The organism is uncultured Methanobrevibacter sp., assembly GCF_902770715.1.
Classification (GTDB): Archaea; Methanobacteriota; Methanobacteria; order Methanobacteriales; family Methanobacteriaceae; genus Methanocatella.
The window spans coordinates 73,968-94,231 of sequence record NZ_CACXTS010000002.1; the positions used below are offsets into that span (position 1 = coordinate 73,968).

The 20,264-nt window shown below is 37.5% G+C and carries 19 protein-coding genes; 7 read left to right on the forward strand and 12 right to left on the reverse strand.

Annotation, left to right across the window (positions count from 1 at the left end):
- The first annotated feature begins 2 nt into the window (after window positions 1-2).
- Window positions 3-758, forward strand: a complete 756-nt coding sequence (locus QZU81_RS01090) for a HesA/MoeB/ThiF family protein (protein ID WP_295589016.1) — start codon at window positions 3-5, stop codon at window positions 756-758.
- A 2-nt stretch (window positions 759-760) separates the two neighbouring features.
- Here the strand turns inward: QZU81_RS01090 and QZU81_RS01095 are convergent, their stop codons facing one another.
- A complete protein-coding gene (locus tag QZU81_RS01095) occupies window positions 761-1,621 on the reverse strand; it encodes an HIRAN domain-containing protein (RefSeq protein ID WP_295589017.1) in 861 nt (286 codons plus the stop codon).
- 171 nt (window positions 1,622-1,792) lie between these two features.
- Window positions 1,793-4,231: an ATP-binding cassette domain-containing protein gene (locus QZU81_RS01100; protein WP_295589018.1), complete on the reverse strand. Its 2,439-nt coding sequence runs from the start codon at window positions 4,229-4,231 to the stop codon at window positions 1,793-1,795.
- 122 nt (window positions 4,232-4,353) lie between these two features.
- Here QZU81_RS01100 and QZU81_RS01105 point away from each other — a divergent pair, with 122 nt between their 5' ends.
- Window positions 4,354-5,808: a sodium-dependent transporter gene (locus QZU81_RS01105; protein WP_295589019.1), complete on the forward strand. Its 1,455-nt coding sequence runs from the start codon at window positions 4,354-4,356 to the stop codon at window positions 5,806-5,808.
- Between the two features lie 48 nt (window positions 5,809-5,856).
- On the opposite strand, the gene QZU81_RS01110 is transcribed toward QZU81_RS01105, so the two are convergent.
- The 5 genes from QZU81_RS01110 to QZU81_RS01130 form a co-directional block, all read right to left on the reverse strand.
- Window positions 5,857-6,876, reverse strand: coding sequence for an adenylosuccinate synthetase (locus QZU81_RS01110; RefSeq protein ID WP_295589020.1), 1,020 nt, complete (start codon window positions 6,874-6,876; stop codon window positions 5,857-5,859).
- 166 nt (window positions 6,877-7,042) lie between these two features.
- Window positions 7,043-7,636 (reverse strand): hypothetical protein, encoded by a 594-nt coding sequence (locus QZU81_RS01115; protein WP_295589021.1) that lies wholly within the window; start codon window positions 7,634-7,636, stop codon window positions 7,043-7,045.
- Entirely contained in the window at window positions 7,633-8,229 is a 597-nt protein-coding gene (locus tag QZU81_RS01120) for a DUF6891 domain-containing protein (RefSeq protein ID WP_295589022.1), read from the reverse strand. Before QZU81_RS01120 ends, QZU81_RS01115 begins: the two co-directional genes overlap by 4 nt.
- Window positions 8,230-8,236: 7 nt before the next feature.
- Complete coding sequence (locus QZU81_RS01125; RefSeq protein ID WP_292825706.1) at window positions 8,237-8,935, reverse strand: DUF6882 domain-containing protein; 699 nt, start codon at window positions 8,933-8,935, stop codon at window positions 8,237-8,239.
- A complete protein-coding gene (locus QZU81_RS01130) occupies window positions 8,936-10,168 on the reverse strand; it encodes an LL-diaminopimelate aminotransferase (protein ID WP_295589023.1) in 1,233 nt (410 codons plus the stop codon).
- Between the two features lie 292 nt (window positions 10,169-10,460).
- Between QZU81_RS01130 and QZU81_RS01135 the strand changes: the two genes are divergently transcribed.
- Complete coding sequence (locus QZU81_RS01135; protein ID WP_292825700.1) at window positions 10,461-11,930, forward strand: hypothetical protein; 1,470 nt, start codon at window positions 10,461-10,463, stop codon at window positions 11,928-11,930.
- Window positions 11,931-11,967: 37 nt separating this feature from the next.
- Here the strand turns inward: QZU81_RS01135 and QZU81_RS01140 are convergent, their stop codons facing one another.
- Together QZU81_RS01140 and QZU81_RS01145 are read right to left on the reverse strand one after the other, a co-directional pair.
- Entirely contained in the window at window positions 11,968-12,429 is a 462-nt protein-coding gene (locus tag QZU81_RS01140; protein ID WP_292825697.1) for a hypothetical protein, read from the reverse strand.
- An 8-nt stretch (window positions 12,430-12,437) separates the two neighbouring features.
- Window positions 12,438-14,108 carry a glutamate--tRNA ligase gene (locus tag QZU81_RS01145; RefSeq protein WP_292825694.1) on the reverse strand — a complete coding sequence of 557 codons (1,671 nt, stop codon included), beginning with the start codon at window positions 14,106-14,108 and terminating at the stop codon, window positions 12,438-12,440.
- Window positions 14,109-14,198: 90 nt separating this feature from the next.
- Between QZU81_RS01145 and QZU81_RS01150 the strand changes: the two genes are divergently transcribed.
- Genes QZU81_RS01150 through QZU81_RS01160 form a run of 3 tightly spaced genes read left to right on the forward strand, consistent with a single transcriptional unit; the run spans window position 14,199 to window position 16,809 of the window.
- Window positions 14,199-15,215, forward strand: a complete 1,017-nt coding sequence (locus QZU81_RS01150) for an aldo/keto reductase (protein WP_342764254.1) — start codon at window positions 14,199-14,201, stop codon at window positions 15,213-15,215.
- 2 nt (window positions 15,216-15,217) lie between these two features.
- On the forward strand, window positions 15,218-16,033 hold the full coding sequence (locus tag QZU81_RS01155; protein WP_292850932.1) for a class I SAM-dependent methyltransferase: 816 nt from the start codon (window positions 15,218-15,220) through the stop codon (window positions 16,031-16,033).
- A complete protein-coding gene (locus QZU81_RS01160) occupies window positions 16,030-16,809 on the forward strand; it encodes a PhzF family phenazine biosynthesis protein (protein ID WP_295589024.1) in 780 nt (259 codons plus the stop codon). The genes QZU81_RS01155 and QZU81_RS01160 overlap by 4 nt, the downstream gene beginning before the upstream one ends.
- Before the next feature lie 26 nt (window positions 16,810-16,835).
- Here QZU81_RS01160 and QZU81_RS01165 read toward each other — a convergent pair whose 3' ends face one another.
- Both QZU81_RS01165 and hcp read right to left on the reverse strand, forming a co-directional pair.
- Window positions 16,836-17,165: a cupin domain-containing protein gene (locus QZU81_RS01165; RefSeq protein WP_295589027.1), complete on the reverse strand. Its 330-nt coding sequence runs from the start codon at window positions 17,163-17,165 to the stop codon at window positions 16,836-16,838.
- 3 nt (window positions 17,166-17,168) lie between these two features.
- Window positions 17,169-18,476 carry a hydroxylamine reductase gene (gene hcp / locus QZU81_RS01170; RefSeq protein ID WP_295589029.1) on the reverse strand — a complete coding sequence of 436 codons (1,308 nt, stop codon included), beginning with the start codon at window positions 18,474-18,476 and terminating at the stop codon, window positions 17,169-17,171.
- 123 nt (window positions 18,477-18,599) lie between these two features.
- Between hcp and QZU81_RS01175 the strand changes: the two genes are divergently transcribed.
- Window positions 18,600-19,373 carry a TrmB family transcriptional regulator gene (locus tag QZU81_RS01175; protein ID WP_295589031.1) on the forward strand — a complete coding sequence of 258 codons (774 nt, stop codon included), beginning with the start codon at window positions 18,600-18,602 and terminating at the stop codon, window positions 19,371-19,373.
- On the opposite strand, the gene QZU81_RS01180 is transcribed toward QZU81_RS01175, so the two are convergent.
- Window positions 19,366-20,151: an ADP-ribosylglycohydrolase family protein gene (locus QZU81_RS01180; protein ID WP_295589033.1), complete on the reverse strand. Its 786-nt coding sequence runs from the start codon at window positions 20,149-20,151 to the stop codon at window positions 19,366-19,368. The two genes, QZU81_RS01175 and QZU81_RS01180, sit on opposite strands and share 8 nt — an antisense overlap.
- Window positions 20,152-20,264 lie beyond the last annotated feature (113 nt).

Consider the following 20,264-nt stretch of genomic DNA (forward strand, 5'->3'; position numbering starts at 1 on the left):
AAATGCCGACAAGATACATTGGAGACGGATACTGGGAAATAGCTTCCCGCCAAATGAGCATAGTAACAAGAAGCGAACAACAAAGATTCAAGGATGCAAAAATTACAGTAATCGGCTGTGGCGGTATCGGTGGAGAAACCATAGAAATGCTTGCAAGAATGGGTGTTGGCGAACTGGTTTTAGTTGACAAGGATGCATTCGATTTATCAAATTTAAACAGACAGACCCTGGCTACAATAGCTGACCTGGGACTTGACAAAAGCTCAGTGGCCGCTGAAAAGGTAAGATTGATCAATCCATATGTAAAAACAAGCATCTTCAATGAGCATGTGGATAAAGGAAACATAGATAAGGTAATTGGAGACAGTGATATTGTAATCGATGCACTTGACAATGTCCTCACAAGAGTCATCGTCTCAAGAACCGCAAAGGAAAAGGGAATTCCATACATTCACGGAGCGATTCACGGAACATTAGGCCAGATTACAGTTTTCCTGCCGAACAGCGACAAGACTTATGAGGAAATGTTCAACCTGCCTTCAATAGGAAAAGAATTGGATGATGAGACAATTGAAGCATTGAAAGGAGTAACTTCAGGAGTTCCTCCAGTCATTGGTCCAACACCAAACCTGATTGGATGTCTTGAAGCCTTTGAAGCATATAAGATTATTACAGGAGTTGGAAAGGTTACCGTAGCTCCAAAAATTTTAAGCTTTGATTTGCTTGACTTGGGTTCATTCAGTTTAGAGGAGATTTAACATTAATCTCCCACTAATCTCATAATCACATATCTATCAAAGAAAACGAACACCACTTCCGCTTTTTGATTATCATCAATGAATTTGATTTCACTGGCGCTTTTAACACCATCAATTAATGTATATTGGCTGTTTGCAACAAATCCTACCTGTTCGTCGGCTAAAAAAATAGCTATCGCATCACTGTCATGCTCATTATCAGGCTGCTTGACCAGATTAAAGATTCGCCCGTTTTCAAATGGATTAAGGCCTTTGAAAAAATTAGTTCCGGAAACGGTTATCAAGACATCATCGCTATTTTTTATAAATTCCATTTGAGCAGACAATTGATTAGCCTTTTCGAATTCTCCTTCCGCTTTCAGATAATACACTCTGGTTTCCATTGGCATACCCATGCTTTCATAAATTTCCGCCTTCAAAAACAAGTATTCAGATGCATCTTCATCTTCAGGCAAGTTGTCTAATGCATAATCAATCAAATTCATCGCCTTTTCATAATCGCCTTCCGGGAAAAATGTTACCTTTGCGAAATTATATAAGGTGTTTGCTTTATCTTTTTTAATAAAATCAGAATTGTTGAGTTTAAGGGCATTGTCAAAACATTCAATAGCTTTCTCATACTCTGATAATGAATCCAAAATAAGTGCTTTTGCATTCCAGTTCCTGAAATCATTGGGATTCTCATTTAGAGCATCATCAATAATACGTAGTGCCTCTTTTAGTTTGCCTTCTTCCTTTAGTTTCAAAGCCTTTTCCGACTTTGGGATTTCCTGGAACTTGAATGTGGTCTGAACGCTATTGCCTTCAACTGCATCTTTAGAATAATCCAAATAGTTCAGGTCTTTTTTGGGCTGATTTCCCATCATATCACCGAAACCCGTTATTTTCACTAATAATATATTGGTGGATAAATCTTATTTAAATTTAGGGATTAATAACTGTCAATAATTATATTTTAAGGCAAATCTATAATTCAAGAACTTCCACTACACTTTCAAACTCTTGAAATTTTTTAATACCAATCCTCATCACATTCATAGCTCATCCAGATATTTTCCAGTCAAGCTATCATCAGAGCTGATAATGTCCTCCAAACTACCGCAGGCCAATACTTCACCAGCAACGTTGCCATCAATTCCAATATCAATGATATAGTCAGCATTTGCAATCAAATCAAGGTCATGCTCAATTACAATAACAGTAGCTCCATTTTCGATTAAATGATTGAATACATCAATCAGCACCTTCACATCCAACGGGTGAAGGCCTATTGTCGGCTCATCAAAAATGAATATGGAATTCTTCTGGCTTTTTCCTATTTCAGAAGCTAGCTTTAACCTTTGCGCTTCACCACCTGACAGGCTTGGAGTGGCTTCTCCCAAAGTCAGATATCCAAGACCCAAATCAGATAACTTCTGCAATTTGCTTGTAGCCTTTTCAAGACCGAAGAGATCTTCCAATGCCTCATCAACAGTCAGGCTCATGATATCTGCAAGAGACAATCCGTTATACTTGATGTCATCGACTTTCTTGTCATATCTCAGCCCGTCACAGTCAGGACATGTCATTTCGACATCCGGCAGAAACTGCACGTCCATCGATACGCTGCCTGTTCCATTACAGGTCGGACACCTTAATTTTCCTGTGTTATATGAAAAGTCAGCCATCTTATATTCATCACTCAGTTTGGCGAATTCTCTTCTTAAGTCATCCAATACCTTTGAGTATGTTGCAACTGTGCTTCTTACGTTCTTGCCTATTGGAACGCTGTCAATCAATTCTATCTTTTTAATGCCATCACAGACAATGTCTCTAATATCATCAGATAATTCTTCATCATTAATCTGTGCTTTAACTGCGGGATATAGTGCCTCCAAAAGAAGAGTAGTCTTTCCGCTGCCTGACACGCCGCTTACAACAGTCAGTTTCCCTTTCGGTATTTTGATATCCATTTCCTTTACGTTATGAATTTGAGCAGTTCTGATTTCAATGGCACCATTTTCAAATATATCGCCTGATTTGTCCCTAATAACAACATTTTCAGATTTTGTCAGGAATGGTGCAATTTGCGAATCTGAACTATTTTTAATCTCGTCGAGAGTTCCCTGGGCGATGATGTTTCCTCCATCGGCCCCGGCAGATGGACCCAATTCAATCATGTAATCGGCAATGCTTAGGATTCTTGTGTCATGGTCAACCAGAATTATCGAATTTCCATCCTCAACCAAGCGTCTGATAACATTGATCAAACCGTCGACATTGTTCGGATGAAGGCCTATGGACGGCTCGTCCAAGACGTATAATACCCCTGTTGTGCGGCTTCTCAATGTCCTTGCAATCTGAACCCTCTGAAGCTCTCCGGTTGAAAGGGTGTTTGAAGGTCTGTCAAGTGAAATATAGCTTAATCCCAAATCCAGAAGTATTTTTGCATTATCCATGAACTCCTCGATTATCTCTTCGGCCATCTCACGAACATCATCAGGCAACTCGCCAACAACCCTCTGAACCCATAAGACCAGATCTTTAAGATTCATCCTGCAGGCTTCGGCCAGATTGATTCCGCCCAAAAGAGTTTCTCTAGCTTTTGAATTCAACCTTGTGCCTTCACAGTCGCTGCAGACTTTGGTTGTCAAAAATTTGTTAATCTTTGTCAGGCCCTTTTCTGTTTTGGCATTTTTCAAGGCTTCTTCAATAGCTCGGTGGGCATTCCTATACTCTGCGTTCAGTTCAAACAGTTTGCCGTTCTTTGATGGAATGTTGATGTATTTTTTAACAGCTGGGCCATTATAGACAATGTCCTTTTCCTCATCACTCAAATCCCTGAAAGGAACGTCCAATCTGACGCCAAGCTCTCCTGCAACATGATACATCCAGGAGATGCCGAACTGGTTCCATGCATCAACTGCACCTTCTTCAAGCGTTTTGGACTCATCCGAAACCAATTTGGCTGAATCGACATCACGAATAAATCCTGTTCCGCTGCATGTCGGACATGCTCCATCTGAGTTGAATGCATATTCTTCAGCTCCCAATCCATAAAATTCCGCACCGCATTCAGGGCATTTTATTGGAATTTCCCGGGCAACATTCAACGTTGGCTCCTGCATGTGCCCATTAGGGCAGAAATAGTTTCCGCATCTTGAATACAATAACCTTAAGGAGTTCAAAAGTTCTGTCGAGGTTCCGAAAGTTGACCTGATGTTCGGAACGTTCGGCCTTTGATGCAGGGCCAGAGCGGCGGGAACATACTGAATCAAATCGACCTGCGCCTTTTTTGACTGTGAAATCCTGCGCCTTGTATAAGTGGAAAGTGCATCCAGATATCTTCTGGAACCTTCTGAATAAAGCACACCAAGAGCAAGTGATGATTTGCCGCTTCCGGAAACTCCTGAAATAGCTACAATCTTTCCGAGAGGAATGTCAACATCAATATTTTTCAGGTTGTGAACCCTTGCTCCCCTAATGATTATCATATCCCGATACATGATTAAATATTGGAAAGCAAATTTAATATATTTTAATGAAATTTACAGTATAAACAATCTTCAGATTACTTAAAATAACTTAAATATTTTAACATTAAAAATAGTATATTATGAGCGAATATGCACAATGGGATTCAAAATGGGCATTTATTTTTGCAATGATCGGAGTTGCAATAGGCCTTGGAAACATTTGGAGATTCAGCTATGTCGTATACTCCAACGGCGGAGGAGCATTTTTCATTCCTTATTTTGTTGCAATAGCGATTATGGGAATACCATTTCTTATTTTAGAGTACGGCATTGGTTTTTCATTTAAGCGGTCGTTTTCAGAGATTCTAAAAAAGATCAACCCGAAATTTGAATTCATAGCATGGATACTGATTTTTTCAATTTCAATTGTCCTGATGTATTATATGGTGATAATAAGCTGGGATCTGTTCTATATAGGAAGCAGCCTGTCATTCGGCTGGGGTAGCGATACTGCGCTTTATTTTGTCAAGAATGTTGGCGGAACAGCAAACATTGCAGACTTCGCAAACTTCTTCATACCTATTGGAATATGCGTCATCATAAGCTGGGCAATCTTATGGTTCATCTCCCACAAATCCATCGACAAGGGAATCGGGCTGGCATCAAAAATCTTGATTCCGCTGGTATTCATAATCATGGCAATCATTGTCATATTCTCATTGACCTTGCCTGGAGCAGGCATAGGAATAGATGCACTGATTAATCCGAATTGGGCTGGCCTTTTGGACATCAATATCTGGCTGACAGCATTTTCACAAATCATATTCTCCCTTGGAATGGGTGAAGCGCTTGCAATCACATATGCAAGCTATCTGGCCGACAATTCAAAATTGACCGACAATGTATTTTTCATTATCGCATCAAATTCAAGCTTTGAAATATTCACAGCATTTGGAGTATTTTCAATATTGGGATACATGACCGCAACATCCGGAACTCCATTAGTGCAGCTTGTAAGCGAAGGAACCGGACTGATATTCGTAGTATTTCCAAAAATCTTCAGTCTGATGGGGCCTGTTGGACACATTCTGGCACCGTTGTTCTTCATAGCAGTATTTTTCGCAGGAATGACATCTTCATTCGCATTCTTTGAAGTGGCAATAGGGTCAATTTCAGCCAAGTTCGACATGAGCCGTAAAAAAGTGGTTACAATACTGACTGTCGTGGGATGTGCTGGATCATTGCTTTTCACTTCCGGAATGAGCAGCTATCTTGTAGGCGTTGTTGACTCCTTCATCAATCAGTTTGCAATCCTCCTGCTTGTTGCAATCCAATGCATAATCTTCGGATGGTATTATGGTGCTGAAAAGTTAATACCAATACTAAACGAGAAATCAATCATAAAGGTTGGACCAATATGGGTAACTATCATAAAATACATACTTCCAATCCTAATCATGATAATGTGGATAATCGGAATAGTCAATCTGTTCATGAGTTCCAGTTCATTTGAGATAATGGTTGATGTACTTATTATGGCCGTGGTTGTAGTCCTGTCAATTATTTTCTATAGAACAAAAACAGCAAGCAATTAAATTAGAAAAAAAAATAAAAAAAAGAAAGCTCTTAGCGAGCTTTTAACACTATAACAACTCTTTTCTTAAATCTATAGTGTCTTTTAAATCTGGCCCTGTGGAAATGATAGTTACAGGAACGCCTGTTTCGGTTTGAATATCTTCGATGAATGCCTTGGTTTCAGCGGACAATTCACTGTAGTCCTGTACGCGTGCGCAGTCAAATAGCTTATCCACACATGTCAATGCGATTTGGGTTGCACCGTTGATTCTGCATGATTCCTTAGCAAGTTCCATGTCAAAGTAACCGATTCTTCTGCGTCTTCCAGTTACAACACCATATTCTTCGAGTCCTTGGCTTTCAGCTTCTTCCTGTGTCATTTCAGTTGGGAATGGACCTTCACCAACACGGGAAATGTAAGATTTGAATACATTAATGACTTCATCGACTTTAGTTGGGCCGACACCGACATCGGCTGCGAATGTGGATGCTGTAGTGTCTTTACTGGTTACAAACGGATATGAGCCATAGTAAAGTGATAGCGCAAAGCCTTGAGATCCTTCAATGAATACATCTTCGCCATTATCAATCGCTTCGTTTACTTCAAGTGATACATCGGTGATGTAGTCTTCAAGTTCCGGAATGTCACGGGCCAATTTGATTGACCTCATTACGCGGTCGGAATTTGCCGGTCCGCATCCTGAACCTGTACTTCCGATTTTTTTGGATAAATGTTCGGAAGCTTTGTCCCTGTCAATGTGAGTCTCATCAATAATAGCACATCTTGGGTCAATAGACATCCTTTCTTTTACATTATATTTCTTCAAGTCTTCGAATTCTTTATATAAAACGTCAGGGTTTACTAAAACTCCCGCTCCAATCATAAGTTTTGCATCAGTATGTACGAAACCTGACGGGGTTAGTCTTAAACCATATTTTTCACCATTGAATTCAACGGAATGTCCTGCATTTGGTCCGACTCCCGCACGGGCAATTATATCTGGTTTGTCATTATCACAAAGGTATGTGATGCATTTTCCTTTACCTTCGTCGCCCCAGGCTCCACCAACTAAAATACTACAAGTCATTTAATAACTCCTTAAAAATTAATATGAGAAAATTTGTAAAATTTTCATACGACTATTATTTTATCATTAATAATTAAAAAACTTTTCCTAAATATACAATGATGGAAAAAACTAAAAATTAAAATAAGAATTTTGATTGAATGTTCAAAAAAAAACACCAATCAAATTATTTTTTGGAAAACAGCAACGGATGGTTTTCACACATAGGGTCTTTAATCAGGTTTCTTTTTTGATGATACTTCAAAAAGTAAAGCATCCATTGATTTGAAAGTTCACGAAGTGACGCATCGTCCAGTCTCTCGAATGGGGAGAAAAAGTCCATCTGATTTCCTCCGACCACTATTCCCATCTCATCAGTTTCAATAAGCATGAAAAAGTCGCTGCGGATATTGTGGATATCAAAATCCTCAACAACGGAAAATGTTTTTTCGGATTTGAAATTATAGAAGAATGTATTCAGATATTCGAAATCGATGAATTTGACTTCCTTGATATTGAATTGGAACTCTTCACTTAAAAAGTGAACCTTATAGTTATATCTGGACAAAAAGTCCACATCCCATATGTTACTGTAAAAAACAGTCAAAAAAGAATCTTGAGCAAAACGGACAACCAATGAAAAACTTTCATCGGATTTTGGAGTGCCTAGTTCCACATCTCTAAACTGCAAATAAATTGAATCTTGAGATATTTCAAGAGAAGTCCATTTACCTGAATTAATCAATACTTCACGAATTAATTTTAAAGATCTTGTATTCATTTTAACACCTGATTTTCAACAAAAACCTCATAAGCTCCTTCAATTTCATATTCTTTTTCATCATCATAGGATTTATCCCATCTAAAAGGATTAATTTCAATTTGGTTGTTAATTGTCCCATCCCAATTAATGTTAAAGTTTTCTTCTTTCAAATATTCTTCAATGATTTTTCCAATTTCCAATGCCTTTCTTTCATCGTTTTCAAAATCGCCAAATGTGATTTTCAATTTTGCCTCTTCAATTGCCTCCTCAACATCTTCAAAGGTGTAAAAGCAGAATCCTTCAGACTTGAACTTGTTATTGTTTAAGTGAACAAAGAGTTCAAATGCATCGACGACACCCTCCTCTATGTCATATCCACAATTGTGAACTGCAACAATCTTTTCACAGGCCAATCTGCTAAATGCATTCTCCAATCTAGAGAAATTTTCACTTGTGAAATCATTTAATGAAATTTCGCATCCGGAAAGGTCTATTTCCTCTTCAATGAATTGGTCTTCCAAAATTTCTATAATCTCGTCGACTGAAAAAAATCCAGATTTAGTCAGCAAATCTTTCATATATTCCAATTCATCGACTAAATCCTGATCCATAATATCCCTAATCATCTTCTTCATACATTAAAAGACGGGTGACATTACCCCTTTCAGTAAAACCACAAATTATACGGCTTTCGCCTATTTTTGCTACATAAAAATCATCATGTGCTTTAAAACCATATCCTTTGAGCTTTGTATATGCTTCAAATGCAATTTTAGCGTGAATTCTGTAATTCTTTTGGAAATTGTAGAAAATGTCTCTGAATTTCTTAACGGAATTGATTTCCTCAATTTCATCAGATTCAACAGCTACAAAAATGTCAAGGCCATCTTCAGAGACCACATAATATGCATCATATTTTAAAATAGCTGTTGATGCCATTGCCAAGGTATGGCATGCATCGAAATCTGTCTGAAGAACAGGTGATGCAAACTCGACAATTCCGAATTCGTCTCCAATAGCCTTAATTTGGCTAGCTGCCCTAATCAAGTTTTCACCGAATATATCTTCACTGTCCCAAGCCCATGACCATTGGTTCAAATCATTTGAGAAAAATCCTAAAATCTGAACGGGCATCTTAATATCCCCAAAGGTGATTGTGCCTTTTTCGATATCCAAATCGCCCACATCATCTCCGATTAATTGTGATAAATTATCCTGCTTATCCAGTGCCAATGCACCATATTTTGATAAAATTACTTTAAATGAATCATCATGTTCAATAGTTATTGGTTTTTCTACTTCTTTCAATTTCAACACCTAAATATCTAATTTAGAAATTCTGTCCATTGCTTCTTTGGTATTTTCTAATGTATTGAATGCAGTGAGTCTTAAATAACCTTCACCGCTTGGACCGAATCCTGAACCTGGAGTTCCGATAACATTTGCTTCATTTAATAATAAATCAAAGAAAGCCCATGAATCCATGTTATTAGGAGCTTTAACCCAGATATAAGGAGAGCTTACTCCACCGTAAACTTCCAAGCCTAAATCGGTTAAGCTTTCGCGGATTACTTTTGCATTTGCCATGTAATAGTCAACGATTTCTTTAATCTGTTTTTTACCTTCTTCTGAGTAAGTTGCTTCAGCAGCCCTTTGTACCGGATAGGATACTCCATTGAATTTTGTGGTTTGCCTTCTGTTCCATAATGGATTGATTTCCACTTCATTTCCTTCGCTGTCATAACCGATTAATTCCTTAGGAACGACAGTGTATGCGCAACGGGTTCCTGTAAATCCAGCAGTTTTTGAAAAGCTTTTGAATTCAATGGCTACTTCTTTTGCACCTTCAATTTCATAGATACTGTGAGGAACATTATCTTCATTGATAAAAGCTTCATAAGCTGCATCGAATAAGATTATGGCTTTGTTTTCTTTTGCATAGTCAATGAATACTTTCAATTGGTCTTTATTTAAGGTGGTACCGGTCGGGTTATTTGGGTAGCATAAGTAAATAATGTCAACATCTTCCTCAGGCAATGCTGGCACAAATCCGTTTTCCGCATTGCATTTGAGGTAAGTCAAACCATCATACATTCCGTCTTCCATCTCGCCGGTTCTTCCAGCCATCACATTTGTATCAACATAAACTGTGTAAACGGGATCGGTTACTGCAATTTTGTTATCGATGCCGAATATTTCCTGAATGTTTCCGGTATCACATTTTGCTCCGTCGCTTATGAACACTTCGGAAGTTTCAAGAGAAATTCCATATTTTTCATAATCGTTTTTAATTATGGCTTCAGCTAAAAAATCATAACCTTGTTCCGGACCATAACCCATGAAGGTTTCTGCATTACCCATTTCATCAACTGCATCTTTAAATGCTTCAATAACCGCAGGCACTAAAGGTTTGGTAACATCTCCAATCCCCATTTTGATTACGTCAGCTTCAGGGTTATTCTTTACAAATTCAGATTCTCTTCTAGCTACTTCGACAAAAAGGTAACTGCTTTTTAATTTAAGATAGTTTTCATTAATTTTAACAACCATGATTAATCCTCATATAACAATTATTAATCTAATTTATATTTTATTTTAAGAATTATATAAAAGCAATGTTTTTAGAAATTTTAGCTAAAAATTGTAAAAAAATACAAAAAACATTAGCAAGTATTTAAGAAAAAAATCACCTGATTAAAATTATCATAATGATTATTTAAATTTGTAAAATTGCCTTTGAAATTAAACATGATTACTGCCAGGTAAACTAATTTTATGAAAATATTTAAATTAATGAATAATACATATATAATATTATTATAAAATTTTAAGGGTTGGGATAATGATGAACGTAATTACTATACTACTTTGGATAACAATTGCAATAATCGGTGCAATTGCAATTATACTTGTAAAACTACACTACAAAGGCGATGAACTTGAAGCTGAAGAAGGATCAATTCTTCCAAATACAGGCAGTCTTTCTGGAATAATAGCTCAGGGAAAGGAGAAACTTTCATCAGGTAGTAATGACAATAGATTATCCTCAAGATCAACCCAAACCAATACCAAATCTTTATACGGGAACAGGCCAAGAACAGCATCAATAGGTTCTGATGCATATATTGTTCCTGAAGTTGAAGAAAACAATAATGTTACTTACCAATATGAATCTGAAAATCAGGTACTTATTAATTATGGAAATGATGTTAAAAAATTCCAAGAACCAATCAAACAAAGCCAGATGGATATTATGACTCAAAATAAAGAAGATAAAACTGAATTAAAAGATTTATTTACAATTGATGAATTGATTAAAGAATCTAAAAGAAAAGATAACGAAAGAGAAAAAGAATCACAAAGAACTGAGGAAGAGGATGCTGAACTAATTGAACTTAAGGAAAGCATCAAAAGAAGAAAAGAGCATCCTGTTGAAGACCCTCTCATCGAAGAAGTTGTTTCTGAAAATGAAACAATCGGCGATTTAATCAAAGATGATGAACCTCAAGTCGGTATTGCCAGTGCTATCAGTGCAGAAGAGGAAGCACCTGAAACTGAAACCAATACTGCTTCACAAAAAGATATCGAAGAAGCTATCACTTCCGCTTCACAGGAAAGCGAAGAGGAAATTGAAAGCATCTCTGAAGATTCAAACATTACTGAAGTTTTACTAGAATCCGAAAGTGATGATGATTCACTTGACATTCCTAATGAAGAGATTAAAGAACCAACCCTTAAAACTCCAAGCAAAGTAAGTGAAAGCAAAGACACTGAATTTGGAGCTCCAATTGATGATGGCATGGATTTAGATTACAGAAAAGATTTAAATAGATTCACAAACAAAATTACAGGTTCCAAACTCTTCCAGGACGTAAAAGAAAAAATCATTACTGAAACAGAAGAGCTCAGACCAAAAGAAGATGAAACATACATCAGAAACGTTAAAGAATATGATGAGTACGAACCTATCATAAATGAAACCCATATTGATTATGAAACACTTCACGAAACCGATGAGCAAAGATTAAGAAAAGAAAACACACGCAGAGTTTTCAATAATAAAAAATCACCGGAACCTGAACTTGCACAGCCTAAAGTTGGAGAAATCAAAAGCAAACCAAGCAGGGACAATATCAAAATCAATATCGGTAACGCTGAATATGTGCTTAAAAAAGGAGATGAAATTATCTTCAATCACATGGGCGAAACCTATTCAAGCCAAGTTTATGCAATTAAAGGTGATGACATCTACGTCAGGTACAGACGTAAAGACATTACAATTAAACCAGAAGATGTGAAAAAAGTATATTAAATACTTTTTTTCCAACTCTTTTTTAAAAAAAAAATAATTATTCATTGATTCTATAGTTTCCGTCTTCCACAATGTATTTTGGAACGCTTATTTTTAGAGAACGTATGATGTTTAAATAAAAGTCATCCAATTCCCTATCAGCATAAGGATAGGTGAATTCGAAGATATACAAATTGCTATCTTCAACATATAGAAACTCATTACGCCTTATCTCATTTTCCCCATCGCTGAAAGATGAAACAATCATGTAGTAAATCTGATCATTGATTGTTATGAAATCAGAATTAACCACTTCGATTTTATCGTTATTTTTCAAATTCTGTTCAATGCCGTCCATTATTTCAGGAAGCCCTACCAGTGTGGGAGTGGTTGAAAATTTGATGGACATTGGGATTTTAGTATTTACAAGATACAGGTCATTAAATTCCTCTTTAGTTGCAACAGGCTCAAAATCTTCAGGAATCTGGAGAGATGAATAACCATTTGTAAACATTGTCATTTAATCACCTATTTATGTGCATAGTAGAACACTAATTTGTCATCTTTAATCTCATCAAGGCGAGCAAAGCCAACTCTTTCAAATTGAACGACACTGCCAACTTCCAAATCACGAAGTGCACCTTCACCAAGACCTGATTTTATTGATGCGTCATCCATAACTATTTCAACATCAACATTGTCTTCAGTAGGCACCCATTGAATGATTCTAGCCTTGACTGCTCTTGCATCTTCAAATGAAGTGGAGTGATAAGTTATCTTATCTCCTGCAATTTCAACATTGACTGCATCCATCAACCTGAACAGTCCGTCGTTGATGTCAGATGCCGCCAGGTATACTTTTCCATCAAACGGCAAGACCCTGTTTCCTCTGTCCAAATGGTCTGCGTGAAGTGGCCTTTCAATATCTACTTTGCCGTCTTCATAACCTTCGACTTCAATTAGCTGTGGGTCTTCACAGAAGAAATACCTGTTTGCTACAGGCTCCAGGAAATTGCGGTTAAGTCCGTAAATCTTTTTCCAACTGATGGCTGAATCGGCCATTTTTACACCGATTTCAGTAATCAGGTTATAGATTGTCCTTGGGTCAATTCCACGCCTTGCAATAGCTCTCAAGGTTCCTAGTCTAGGGTCATCCCATCCGGAATAGGTTCCATCTTCAATTCCTGCCATCGCCTTTGAGGTTGAAAGGGCAATGTCTTCCATCTTAAGCCTTCCGTAGTGGATATACTCTGGAGTTTCCCATTCCATTGCATCATAAAGGTATTTCTGCTTTTCAGTGTTTGCCAAATGGTCTTTACCTCTTAAAACGTGAGTCAATCCCATTAAATGGTCATCCACGGCAACTGAAAAGTTCATCATAGGATATATTCTGTATTTGGTGCCTAAGCGAGGATGCTCCTCATCGACTAATCTCATAGCAACCCAGTCACGAATAGCAGGATTCTTATGATTTATGTCTGTTTTTACTCTTAAGACAGCCTCTCCAGCTTCCATAGTATCGAATTTATCCCATAACTCAAGGTTTTCTTCTACGCTATTGTCACGGCAAGGACAAGCTTTGCAGTTATCCTTAAGTTCCTTGAAGGTTGCGCCGTCACAGGTACACATGTAAGCTGCGCCTTTTTCAATCAATTGGCGAGCATAATCATAATATGTTTCAAATCTGTCAGACTGGTAAATCACTTCATCGGCTTTAATGCCCAACCATTCCAAATCTTCAGGAATCATTTCATAAGCAGGTTCATAGACCCTTTTAGGATCTGTGTCCTCAATTCTTAAAATTAATTTACCATTGTGTCTTTTTACATATTCTGCATTTGGAACAGCTGCTCTTGAGTGTCCAATATGCAAAGGTCCGCTTGGATTTGGAGCGAATCTCAAAACTATGTTATCATGAGTTCCAGGAAGCTCTTGCAAGCCGACCTCTTTAGCTTTAGGCTTTTTGTCTTGAACTTCAACGCCCAACTTTTCCATTTCAGCAGCTTGCTCTTCCGGAGACAAAGCATTAACTTTCGCTACAATCTTTCCAGACATCGGACCAATTTCTTTTGCTTTGCTTCTGAGTTCAGGTTCGTTTGACATTATGGAACCCATTACGGCTCCGGGATTTGCGCTACCCTTATGCTTGGCCGCATTCAACAAAGCGTGCTTGTAAATAATTTCTTCTAAATCATTCATTTAATCATCACAATAAAAAGTCATTTTATAAAAATAAGTAATATTATTTATCTAATTGAAGATATATAAAGATTAAGAATAATTGGGGTATTGATAAAAATGAGGCTTGGAAAAACAAATCTGGAAGTTAACAAAAATGGATTCGGTGCTCTTCCGATACAGAGACGAAACATGGAAGACTCAATTGAAATCCTTCAGACCGCTTATGAAAATGGGATAAATTTCTATGATACTGCACATTTCTACACTGACAGTGAAGAAAAGATTGGTCGTGCATTGAGTGATGTTAGAGAAGACATATTTCTTGCAACAAAAAGTGGATCAGAAACAGTAGAAGAATTCTGGAGTGATTTGGAAACATCACTTAAGAGCATGAAAACCGACTATCTCGACCTACATCAGTTCCACAACATCTCATTTTGCCCTAAAGAGGATGATGACTTATACAAAGCAATGCTTGAAGCGAAGGAAGAAGGCTTGGTCAGACACATCGGAATCACAACACATAAGATTACACATGCTCATGAAGCGCTTGACAGCGGATTATATGAAACATTGCAATATCCTTTCTCATATTTAAGCGGCGAAGAGGAATTGCAGCTGGTTGAAAAATGCAGGCAGCTTGACGTCGGTTTCATTGCAATGAAGGCAATGGGCGGAGGATTGATTAAAAACTCCAAAGCGAGTTTCGCTTACATTAATCAGTTCGACAATGTCCTTCCTATTTGGGGAATCCAAAAGCTTTCAGAACTCAATGAATTCCTATCCTATGATGAAAGCACCGTTTTGGATGACGATTTAAGGGCAGCCATTGAAAAGGACAAAAAAGAGCTTGGAGTTAACTTCTGCAGGGGCTGCGGATACTGCATGCCATGCCCGGAAGAAATCAACATCAGCCTATGCGCCAGAATGTCACTTTGGATTAGGCGTTTCCCGACAGAACCGAATATGGATGAGAAGACTCAGGAAATAATGAAAAAAACTTTAGAATGTACGGAATGTTATTCCTGTGTAGACAAATGCCCATATGAGCTGGATATCCCGGAACTTCTAAAGGAAAACTATGAAGACTATCAGAATGTCCTAACCGGAAAAACCAAGGTGTAAATATGAAACAGTGCATTGAAAACCCGAATGATGTCGATTGGCTTGGATTTTGGGCCGAAAGACTGGAAGGAAAAGTGAACAAAGACTGGGATGCGGCTGCTCCTGGATTTTACAAAAGAACAAAAAAAGATGACTATAACAATGCATTGTTTGACATGCTGATTCTTGATGAAAATGATAGCGTTTTAGATGTTGGATGCGGTGAAGGGTCAATTACAATACCCCTTTCTAAAAAGGTTGGAAAAGTAATTGGAATTGATTCATCCCCTAAAATGCTGGAATATCTTGAAAAAAGAGCCGTTGAAAATAATGCGAATAATATAGAAACCATCTTAAAGCCTATTGAAGAGATAAGATATGAAGAAATTGGGGATGTTGATGTCGTTGTCTGCTCAAGGTCCCTAAATGCAATAATACCCCTCGATGAAGTTCTGCTGGAACTGAATAAGATAGCCAACAAATATGTCTTCATAACAATCTTCGGACCTGAAAACAAAAAGATAGAAAAGGATTTCGATAAAGAGCTTGGAATAAAGACTGAAGATTTTCCGGATTACAACTATTTCTTTAACATCCTATTCAATTTGGGAATCTATCCGAATATTCAGAGATTTGACCTCAACAACTATCGCGAATATGACAGCATCGATGAAGCCATGGACAACGGCAAGTTCCGGCTTGATTTATATAATGATGAAGAAAAGGAACTTCTCAGAGAATATCTGGAAAGGATACTTACCTTTGATGAGAAAACAAAAAAATACTATAATGTCAAAGACAAGGCTGACTGGATAATGGTGTGGTGGAAGAAAGAATGAAACAATTTGTTGTTGATGCATTCACTGATGAAGTCTTTAAGGGAAATCCTGCTGCCGTTTGCATAATGGATGATTGGATTTCAGAGGAATTAATGCAAAATATCGCTATTGAAAATAATTTATCTGAAACATCATTTGCAGTTAAGCAGGGAAATAGCTATACAATAAGATGGTTCACCCCCGGAGGAGAAGTTGACCTTTGCGGTCATGCCACACTTGCAACTGCATTTGTAATTCTTAATTATTATGAAGAGGAAAGAATGGAAGTTCATTTTAGAATGGATAATACCTCTCTAATCGTTAAACAAAAAAACGATTTGTACGAAATGGAATTTCCATCATATGATTTGAAAAAGATTGAAATAACTGAAGAAATTATCGATGCATTGGGAATTAAGCCCAAAGAGATTTACCTGGCAAGAGATTTATTATGCATTTTTGATGATGTGAACTATGTTATTAATTTTAAGCCAAATTTGGAAAAAATCGAAAAGCTAGATGGATTGCTGTTGCATATTAGTGCCGAGGGTGAAAAAACAGACTGCGTTTCCAGGTCTTTTGCGCCAAAATTAAATATTGCTGAAGATCCGGTATGCGGTTCGGGACATTGCCATATTGTTCCCTACTGGACAAATGTCTTAAATAAAACGGATATAATTGCATATCAGGCCTCTGCAAGAGGGGGCACTCTATACTGTAGCTTAAGAAAGGATAAAGTAATCATATCCGGAAAAGCAACATTATTTAGTGAATCAAAGCTCAATATTGAAAAATAATTAAAAAAAAATATTATAAAGTGAAATTAATCACTTTTTATCATGGTTAATATCATCTTATATGGGCTGTTTTCAGCTTGAAGTGCATGCGGTTCATTTGCAGGCATTATGATGATTTCACCTGCTTTAACAGTATTTTTTACACCTGAAATTGTAATTTCAGCTTCACCGTCAATAACCTGAACCATTGCATCAAATGGAGCTGAATGCTCGGACAATCCTTGGCCCTGATCAAAGGCGAAGAATGTTACTGTGCCTAACTCCTTTTTGATTACTTCACGGCTGACTACGCTGTCCTTTTGATAGTCCAATAGGGATTGGATATTCAAAGCTTTAGATTTAATATCCTCATTCATTGCCTATTCCCCCATAATTGTTTTAATATCAGCTATTGCGTCACCGGTGGTTGGAGTTAAATTGTAGTTTCCTACCAATACATTCAAGATGTCTTCATTACACCATGCAGGAAGTACTGGTCCAATCCACATGTCGGTTTTGCCTAAGTATAGTAAAGCCCAGAGCACTGCAGCTGCTTTTTGTTCCATCCAGGAAAGAACAATAGTCAATGGCAATTCGTTCAATTCCATGTCGAACAGTTCGCATAATGCGAGAGCAACATCAACTGCTACAATTGTGTCGTTACATTGACCTACATCCAATAGTCTTGGAATGCCTTCAATGTCGCCTAAGTCCAAGTCGTTGAATTTGTATTTGCCGCATGCTAAAGTTAAGATAACGGTATCTTGAGGCAAGTTTTGTACGAATTCTCTGTAGTAGTCATTGTGTTTTGCCGCTTTGTCACAACCACCGACAACGAAGAATCTTCTGATTTTACCTTCTTCGACCAATTTTTTGATTGCATCAGCATGTTCTACAATAGCTCCTGCACTCCATCCTGTAGTGATTGTGGTTAATTCTTCAGCTTCTAAAGATCCAAGGGATTTTGCACATTCGATAACTTCTGAGAAGTCGTAGTCTTCTACGGTTTTTACGCCTTCAAGTTTTGCAACATCCATGGTGAACATTCTTTCTTTGTATGCGTCAAGTGCTGGCAATACGCAGTTGCTTGTTCCGACAATTGCAGCATTGTATTTTTTAAATACTGCTCTTTGGTCGTGCCATGCTCCGCCTAACTGGCCAGCCAAGTTTTCGTACTTGTTGAGTCCAGGGTATCCGTGAGCAGGCAACATTTCAGAGTGGGTGTAGACTTTGATGTCTGTTCCCTCAACTTGTTTTAACAATTCTTCTAAAGCTTTTAAGTCGTGACCTGTCACAATGATTGCTGGTCCTTCTTGTGCTCCAACTTTTACTTCTACAGGTTGTGGTTCTCCGTAAGCTTCGATGTGTGCGTCTTTGAGCAGTCTCATTACATCTACGCTGACTTTACCTGCTTCCAAAGCAAGTGCAACTAAATCATTTACGTCAAAGTTGACGTTAGTTAATGTAGTATATAAACCTTTGGTTAAAAATGCATCGATTTCAGGGTTGAATTTGCCTAAAACATTTGCATTGTAGTTGTATGCACTAATTCCTTTCATAGTGAAGATCAAGTTATCCTGTAATCTTGCTACTGTTGGTTTTTTACCGCAAACTCCACTTACAGTACAACCGGTACCTTTAGCGGTTTGGGAACATTGATAACAAAACATATCTAATCCGTCTGCCATTTAAATTACCTCTTTAATTATTGTTAATTATAATTTTCAACAAGTTGGTATATAAGTATTCTGTCACTATTCAAGGGTTAAAAGTAGTAAACTTATTATATTTCATTCAACAGATACAATAACATGGACGAGAATATAACTGTACTCAAGGGACTTGGACTGACAATGTATGAAGCACAGGCATATGTGACATTGACCTCACTAATATCATCGACAGCAACTGAAATATCAGAAAAATCAGGCATTCCGCGAAGCAAAATATATGATGTTATGAACGGATTAATCAAGAAAAACTTTATTGACGTTGAAGATGGAAGGCCTCTTAAATACACCGTCAAATCCCCAGTTGAAGTATTGAGCCGTGAAAAAGAACGTATTAACAGTGAAATTGACGATGCAATAACCAGATTAACATACATCTATGAAAACGAAATGAGTCAAGTTCAGGCACCAATATGGAGAGTTTATGGTGTTGAAAAAATCATTGCACAGGAAATCGAAATCATAAACAGGGCAAAAAGCTCCGTAAATATGAGAATAGGATTCCTATTTGAAGGTGAAGGCAAGGCCCTTGTTAAGGTATTTAAAAAAAGGAGAAATTTGAAAGTGAACATTTTAGCTTCCCCGACATGCTACATCAACGATGAGGAAGTCAATATCATCAAATTGTTTGAAGATGCAGACATCACCATTCAAAAGGCAGACATCCCCTTTGTAAAGGTTTTGATTTCCGATTCAAAAGAGATGATGCATACCTACACCAAGTTTTCTGAGGATAAAAGAAATGTTATTCCAGAAACTGCAATTGGAATCTGGAATAAGTACGAAGATATCGCTAAAAACTACGATGACCGCTTTATGAATCAATTGAAGAAATTGAAGAAAAAATCTACATGAATTTATCTTCAAATTCCACTAAGACACCCAACAGCAAATCATCTAATCGATTGATACTGTTATCCACAATATCTTCAGGAACATCCCAGAATGCAGATGCAATGCCACCGGCAATGGCCGCCTGAGTATCTGCATCTCCGCCAAGAGAGACCGTATTTCTGATGGTGTCTTCATAATCATCAGCTTCCAAAAAGCAGATGATTGATTCGGGTACGCTTCCTGCACATGAAACGTCAAACGAATAATAAGGCCTTATCTCATCCACTGTCCTGTCCAAATCATATTGATATCTGGTTTCAACATGGTCCTTGATTTCATCCTTACTGGCTCCAATCTTTGCAAGATAGATTGCATCCACTGTAGCTAAAGCTCCTTTTATTCCTTCAGGATGATTATGGGTAACTGCTGCAGACTTATAAGCTAAATCCTGAGCTTCTTCAAGTGAATCCGCAACCCAGGCACATGGTGAGACCCTCATTGCAGAACCGTTCGCCCAACTTCCGTAAGGCTTTGGGTTTTCTTGCATTACCCACTGGCTGAACATTCTGCCGTAACCTGCATTTGGATATTTACTGCCGAAATACTGTAATTCTTTAATTAACACACTTTGTGAAGTTTTATCCTTAATCAACCAATTGGCAATAGCCAATGTCATGACAGTATCATCTGTAAATATTGACCTGTCTGTAAACAATTCAAAATCCTTTGTTTTAATTGAATTGAACTCTCTGGTTGATCCGATAATGTCTCCGCAAATTGTTCCGATAATACCTTTCATGATATTATATTGTGTTTATGTAGTTAATAAAGTTATTGCTTGACGCGTGAAATAATATCTGTGCAAAATTTTGCAATTAAAAATAGATAGCTATCAAAGTAGAATTAACTTCG